At 36.3% G+C, this 5,536-nt stretch carries 6 protein-coding genes; all 6 read left to right on the top strand.

Annotated elements, in window-relative coordinates; translation table 11 throughout:
• A partial coding sequence (locus Q5O73_RS09910; RefSeq protein WP_302669604.1) for a triose-phosphate isomerase occupies window positions 1–329 on the top strand: 329 nt, incomplete at its 5' end.
• A gap of 78 nt (window positions 330–407) precedes the next feature.
• Window positions 408–1,952, top strand: coding sequence for a 2,3-bisphosphoglycerate-independent phosphoglycerate mutase (gene gpmI / locus Q5O73_RS09905; protein WP_302669603.1), 1,545 nt, complete (start codon window positions 408–410; stop codon window positions 1,950–1,952).
• Between the two features lie 70 nt (window positions 1,953–2,022).
• A complete protein-coding gene (locus Q5O73_RS09900; RefSeq protein WP_021953903.1) occupies window positions 2,023–3,333 on the top strand; it encodes a CapA family protein in 1,311 nt (436 codons plus the stop codon).
• Window positions 3,334–3,414: 81 nt separating this feature from the next.
• Window positions 3,415–4,686, top strand: a complete 1,272-nt coding sequence (gene eno / locus Q5O73_RS09895) for a phosphopyruvate hydratase (protein WP_302669602.1) — start codon at window positions 3,415–3,417, stop codon at window positions 4,684–4,686.
• A gap of 259 nt (window positions 4,687–4,945) precedes the next feature.
• Window positions 4,946–5,191, top strand: coding sequence for a preprotein translocase subunit SecG (gene secG, locus Q5O73_RS09890; RefSeq protein ID WP_021953905.1), 246 nt, complete (start codon window positions 4,946–4,948; stop codon window positions 5,189–5,191).
• 76 nt (window positions 5,192–5,267) lie between these two features.
• A complete protein-coding gene (locus Q5O73_RS09885) occupies window positions 5,268–5,507 on the top strand; it encodes a hypothetical protein (RefSeq protein WP_302669601.1) in 240 nt (79 codons plus the stop codon).
• The last annotated feature ends 29 nt before the right edge of the window (window positions 5,508–5,536 follow it).

The following is a 5,536-nucleotide window of genomic DNA, read 5'->3' as shown; positions in this document are numbered from 1 at the left end:
GGATTCGTCAGCAGATTAAGATTGCTTTCTTAAATGTAACAGCAGATCAGGCTAAGACAGCAGTTATCGCTTATGAGCCAATCTGGGCTATTGGAACAGGTAAGACAGCAACATCTGACCAGGCTGAAGAAGTATGTGCAGCAATCAGAGAATGCATTAAGGAAGTTTATGATGAAGCTACAGCTGAAGCAATCAGAATTCAGTATGGCGGATCAATGAATGCCGGAAATGCAGCTGAGTTATTAGCTAAACCTGACATTGACGGTGGTTTAGTAGGCGGTGCAAGCCTTAAGCCGGATTTTGGAAAGATTGTAAACTATAACAAATAATAAATTGTCTAAACATACAGGACGCCGGATGTAACCGGCGTTCTGTTATGGGTTTATAGAGAATAAAGGAGAAATAGAATGAGCAAGAAACCTACGGTATTGATGATATTAGACGGTTACGGTTTAAATGATAAAGTAGAAGGAAATGCTGTTTTACAGGCAAATACACCTAATATGGATAAGCTTATGGCTGAGTATCCATACGTTAAAGGTTATGCCAGTGGTTTAGCAGTAGGTCTTCCTGATGGACAGATGGGTAACTCAGAGGTTGGACATCTTAACATGGGTGCAGGACGTATTGTTTACCAGGAACTTACAAGAATCACAAAAGAAATTGAAGACGGAACATTCTTTGAAAATGAAGAGCTTGTAAAGGCAATGGAAAATGCCAAGAATAACAACAGTGCACTTCATATTTTCGGATTATTGTCAGACGGTGGTGTGCACAGTCATAACACACATATTTATGGCACAATTGAAATGGCAAAGAAATTCGGATTAGACAAGGTATATGTTCATGCATTCTTAGACGGAAGAGATACACCTCCATCATCAGCTGCTGAATATATGGAACAGTTAGTTAAAAAGATGAAGAAAATCGGTGTTGGTGAAGTAGCTACCGTTTCAGGACGTTATTATGCAATGGACAGAGATAACAACTGGGATAGAGAAGAAAAGGCATATGTGGCAATGACAAAGGGTGAAGGGGTACAGGAAACTGACCCGGTTGCAGCTATAAAGGATTCTTATGCAAAGGATGTAACAGATGAATTTATGCTTCCAACAGTTATTACTAAAGACGGACAGCCTGTAGCAACTATTAAAGACGGTGACTCGGTGGTATTTTGCAACTTTAGACCTGATAGAGCACGTCAGATTACAAGAGCTTTCTGCGCAGATGACTTTACAGGATTTAACAGAGAAAAGAAGCTTGATTTAGTATTTGTATGCTTTACAGAATACGATGTTACTATTCCAAATAAGTTAATTGCATTTAAGAAGGTAGAAGTAACAAACACATTTGGTGAATTCCTCGCAGCTAATGGATTAAAACAGGCAAGAATAGCTGAAACAGAAAAATATGCCCATGTAACATTCTTCTTTAACGGTGGTGTGGAAGAACCAAACGAAGGAGAGGACAGAATATTAGTTGAATCTCCTAAGTATGTTCCAACATACGACAAGAAGCCTAGAATGAGTGCATATACAGTTTGTGATGAAGTTTGCAAGGCGATTACAGGTGGAAAATACGATGTGATTATAACAAACTTTGCTAACCCTGACATGGTAGGTCATACAGGAGTTATGGAAGCTGCGGTTAAGGCAATAGAAGTTATTGATGAGTGTGTTGGTGAAGTGGTTGAATTTATCAAAGAAGTTGACGGACAGTTATTTATCTGCGCAGACCATGGTAATGCAGAGCAGTTAATTGACTACGAAACAGGAGAACCATATACAGCACATACAACTAATCCAGTACCATTTATTTTGGTTAATGCAGATCCTAAATACACATTAAGAGAAAATGGTGTGTTAGCTGATATTGTTCCTACATTAATTGAACTTATGGGAATGGAACAGCCAAAGGAAATGACAGGAAAATCACTTTTAATTGAAAAATAATTAAATTATATATGATTTGAGGCGTGACAGTTTATAAAATTGCCACGCCTTTAATATTAAAAGGAATGCAATGAAAAAAAGAAAAAAAGCAAAAATGAATTATACTCGGTATCGTTCCAGGTATATAAGAAGGAAAAAATTAAACACAAAAAGAGTTGCTATATGCATATTAAGTATATGTCTTGTAATAACAGCAGCTGTAACAGCCGGTATTGCAGGGAAAAAGAAAAATAATAATGTAAAAGAGGCAATGGCTACTCCTGCATACACAAAAAATGAAACTACAGATAATAAGGAAAAAGAAACCACAAAAAAAGTAAAGGCAGAAAAGACAGATGTTACCCTTATTGCGGTTGGAGACGATTTGGTAAGTGATTCGGTTTTATATACAGCTAAAAGAAGCGATGGAACCTATGATTTTTCAAGTGTGTATGAAAAAATGAAGCCGGATTTTAAAAAAGCAGACATAGCTATTATAAATCAGGAAACAATACTTGGTGGAGACAAGTTTGAATATAAAGGTTATCCATGCTTTAACACCCCTGACAGCATGGGAAAAGCCATTATGGATGCAGGGTTTAACATTGTGCAGCAGGCATCAAATCATTCCTATGATACGGGAGTAGAAGGAATAGAACATTGTATTAAATATTGGAAAAAACATAAAAAGAAAGTTCTTATGGTGGGACTTAATGAAAATGAAGAAGAATACAATACCATTCCCATATTTAAGTGTAAGGGTATAAAGTTTGCCATTCTTAATTATACATATGGCTTAAATGGCTTTAAATTGCCTGAGGATAAAGGATATCTTGTAAATCTTTTAGATGATGCCCACTGGGATAAGGTAAAGTCAGATATAGAAAAAGCTGAACAGATAGCAGACTTTACCATTGTACTTCCCCATTGGGGGCAGGAATATGTTCAGCCGGACCCAATACCGGAGCAGGAAAAGTGGGCGAAGATGATGGTTGAAGCAGGAGCAGATTTAATAATAGGAACCCATCCTCATGTAGTTGAAAAAATTCAATGGATTAAATCTGATAACGGAAATTCGGCATTATGCTATTATTCCCTTGGAAATTACACCTCCGGACAGGAAAACTGGAAAACGCTGTTAGGAGGAATGGCAAAGCTAACCATTAGAAAAGATGAGAAAGGTATACGAATATTAAAAAAGAAGGCAGGAGTCGTTCCTACAGTTAATCACTATGTGTGGGGAAAGTCTCAGGGAGTGATAAGACAGCAATATACATATAGACTGTCTGAATATTCACAGGACATGTTGCAGGGACACAGTATACAGTGGTCAAATCCTGTGACATACACGGATTTAACAAAACTTTCCCAGGAAGTTTTTGGAGACTGGGTGATAGAATAAAAAATAATAATAAATTGGATAAAAACCTCTCATATGTACAAAATAATTACTGGTAATTATTTAACGCAATGGGAGGTTTTTATGTATAAATATTTGAAAATAGTAAATGTAAAGGGCAGGGAAGTCATGGATTCAAGGGGAAATCCTACAGTGGAAGCGGAAGTTACCGTAAAGGCTTTGGGAATGCCAGGAGAAATATATACAGGATGTGCCATTGTTCCATCAGGAGCATCTACAGGTATATTTGAGGCGGAGGAATTAAGAGATGGAGAAAAAAGGTATGGTGGAAAAGGTGTATTAAAAGCAGTAAAAAACATTAATGAGGAAATATATCCTGCTTTAGAAGGAGAAAATGCCTTAAATCAAAATAAAATAGACCATATTATAATGAATCTGGACAAATCTGAAAATAAGGGAGAATTAGGGGCTAATGCAATACTTGCAGTATCAATGGCAAATGCGAAGGCCTGTGCTTTAGCTTTAAATATTCCTGAATATAAATATGTGGGAGGAATAAGTGCCAAAACTCTGCCGGTTCCAATGATGAACATATTAAATGGTGGTGCCCACGCATCAAATAATATTGATGTACAGGAATTTATGATTTTGCCTGTTGGAGCTGACAGTTTCAGGGAAGGGCTTAGATGGTGTGCAGAAGTTTATGACAGTCTGAAAAAAATACTGAAATCCAAGGGATTATCAGTGGCAGTAGGAGATGAAGGAGGATTTGCCCCTGATTTGTCAGGGGAAGAAGAAGCCCTTGATATTATTGTAAAAGCTATAGAAAATGCAGGATACAAGGCTAATGAGGATTTTAAAATATCCCTTGATGTGGCAGCTTCCGAGTGGAAAACAAATCAGGTGGGAGAGTATCTTATGCCAAAGAAAAACAAGCAGATGAATACAGATGAATTAATAGAAATGTGGGAAGAAATTTCAGATAAGTATCCTATTTTTTCCATTGAAGATCCCTTAGATGAGGAAGACTGGAAAGGCTGGGAGAAAATCACGGAAAAATTAGGAGATAAAATCCGTTTAGTTGGAGATGATTTGTTTGTTACTAATGTTAAAAGACTTAAAAGGGGATTAAAAAATAAATGTGCCAATGCAATATTAATTAAACCAAATCAGATAGGAACAGTAACGGAAACCTTAAATGCAGTAAAGATGGCTCAAAATATGGGATATATTGCCATTATGTCCCATCGTTCAGGGGAAAGTGAAGATACAACAATAGCTGATTTGGCAGTAGGATTAAATACAGGGTATATAAAAACCGGAGCACCTTGCAGGGGAGAGAGGACGGCTAAATATAACAGGTTATTAAGAATTGAAGAGCAGATGGGTATTTAGAAAAATATATCAATTGTCCGCTGAGAAGGCAACTCCTGGAAACAGGAGTTGTTTTACAGATTTTGTCCTTGGGCATTTTCAGGAGCTAATTTCTCATTTGCGATATATTCGTAAATGTTGTCCAATTCATGGATTGATCCTTCCACAATTTATACTTGATTTTAGTACCTTAATATGTTAAGATAATCAATGTTTGATACGAATTAGAGGAGGAAACGTGTGGCGTTTTCCATAAAGAAATATAGAGGAGGTGTGGACATTGACATTATTAAGAGTATTAACAGTAGTGTTTATGATAATTTGTTTAATTATAACAGTAGTTATCTTACTTCAGGAAGGAAAGCAGGCAGGTCTTACAGGAGCTATTAGTGGCGCTGCTGAATCATATTGGGGAAAGAACAAAGGACGTTCAATGGAAGGTAAGCTTGAAAAAGCTACTAAGGTTTGCGTAGTTTTATTCTTTGTAATTTCTATAATTCTTAATATGGGATTTATCAATTATTAAGATTAATTAAAAATGACTGACTGATGAAGGTGTAGATTTCTACACCTTTTTTCTATATATTGAGAAAGGATATTGAATGGCAGAATATAAAGACATAATAGAAGAAAAGAAAAAGGTGCTTATGAGTCTTATGAATGATAAGCATTATGTACCAATGAAGTTTAAAGAGTTAGCAGTAATATTAAATGTAAAAAAAGAAGACAGAAAACTGTTGGATTTTGTATTGTCTGAGCTGGTTAACGAAGGAAAAATAACCATATCCAAAAGGGGGTGCGAAACGTTCCATAGTGAAAAGCTATGGCACGATTGCAACTAATAATTGAATAAAAAATAGTAGTAAATCGG

It is taken from the genome of Eubacterium sp. AF15-50, from assembly GCF_934835595.1.
GTDB classification, from domain to species: Bacteria; Bacillota; Clostridia; order Lachnospirales; family Lachnospiraceae; genus Eubacterium_G; species Eubacterium_G segne.
Note: the sequence above shows the minus strand (reverse complement) of the source record. Positions and strands in the feature narration are given on the sequence as shown.